This window comes from Polaromonas sp. P1_E1_2, from assembly GCF_056406035.1.
In genome coordinates this window covers 1-1,523 of record NZ_JBFUAZ010000804.1, presented here as the reverse complement: position 1 = coordinate 1,523, position 1,523 = coordinate 1, and the positions used below count along the sequence as shown (strand labels likewise).

At 60.6% G+C, this 1,523-nt stretch carries 1 protein-coding gene; it reads right to left on the bottom strand.

Annotation, left to right across the window (positions count from 1 at the left end; translation table 11 throughout):
• The coding region (locus AC1D1P_RS23050) for an LPS-assembly protein LptD (RefSeq protein ID WP_477674597.1) at positions 1-1,514 on the bottom strand (1,514 nt) is incomplete at its 3' end.
• Between the last annotated feature and the right edge of the window lie 9 nt (positions 1,515-1,523).

Here is a 1,523-nt window from a genome sequence, read left to right as displayed (position 1 = left end):
CCATTGGGCAACGCTGAATCAAATTTGTAACTCGTGGCATGCAGCTGCACTTTGGGGGTGATGTACCCCGCAGGCAGCAGCCAGGGGCGGCTCAGTTGCAGCCGCGTGAATGCCCGGTCACTATTGGGCTGGTTGGTGAGCTGACGATCTGCGGAAAAACGGGTGAAGTCGCCCTCCACCGACCAGGCAAAGCCATTGCCCAATCCCACCACCGGCGCATCCACACGGGTGTACGCCGCTGCAAACTGGGGCAGGCGGTCGTAAGGCGGAACGATGGGCGAAGTGACATCCTGCAATGTCTGCCATTTGAGCGTTCGCATGGACGAAGAAAAGAACCCGCGGGTCCACGACAAACTCGCGTCCTGGGGCAGAAGGCGCTGGGTGGTCGCCCCCTTGAGAGCTGGAAAGTCACGCCAATAATCGTTGTCACTCACCCGGTTCATGTTGAGGTTGATGCCCAGGTCGCCGACGGATGACAGGCCGCTGCTGAAGGCACCAACGTGTTGATAACTGTAGGACCAGCGGTCACGATTGCGCAACTTGTCGCCGGGCAGGAAGTTTCCCTGCAGTTCGCCTGTGTACTTCGGCTCCAGGTAGCGGAATTCGCCGGCGAGGTCCACCCCGCGTTTGGTCATGATCGCCGGTGAAAATGTCGCGTCCCGATTGGGCGCAATATCAAAGTAATAAGGTTGCCGATACTCAAACCCGTTGATTGAGCCCATGCCGATGGAGGGCGGCAGAAGACCCGACTTGCGCTTGTCGCTCAACGGAAAACTCACCCGGGGGAAAGCCAGGATAGGCACATCCTTGAAACGCACAACGGCTCCATTGGCAACGCCAACTTCGCGGTCCAGGTCAAACTCGAAGCTTCTGGCGCGCAATACCCATGAGGGCTCCCAGCTGGCCTCGTCATTGCGCTCGCAGGTGGTGTAGCTGGCGCGCTGGGCCGTCAAATGGCCTTCATCGATGAAATCGATCCGCTCCGCCTGGCCGTTTCCGCTGTTGCTGAGGAAGCGGTAGGCCGGCGTCGTGAAAAAGCCTTCAAACCGGTCCAGCTTGATCTCCAGCTCGGGACCCTCAAACCTGTTGCCCGCCCGGTTGATGCGAACATTGCCGCGGCTTTTAAGTTGGTCTTCGGGCTGGTAGTACTCAATGCGGTCCGCGCGGATGGCGGTAGACCCGCGGCGCAATTCCGCATTGCCGTCAATCACGGTCTCAAGATCGGGGCGGCCGGAAATCCGGTCGCCAAAAACAAATGTGGGGCCCTTGTCCTGCGGGTCGCTGGAAACCTGCTCGGCCAGCTGGGGCGAAGACTTGAGTTTCGGGGTGTCGCCTGCGGGCGGGTCTGCGGAGGGGACGGCGGAAGCGCCCTGAAGAGGAGCAGGTGACGCAGCCGGAGTTTGGGCGAGCGCCGTCCCGGCACCGGTCATCCCCAGTGCTGCGCAAACCACCAGCGTGGAGACAGCTTGAGCTATCGGGGAAAGAATAAAGGGCGAAGGGGATGCGCGGCGCATCGTTTATGT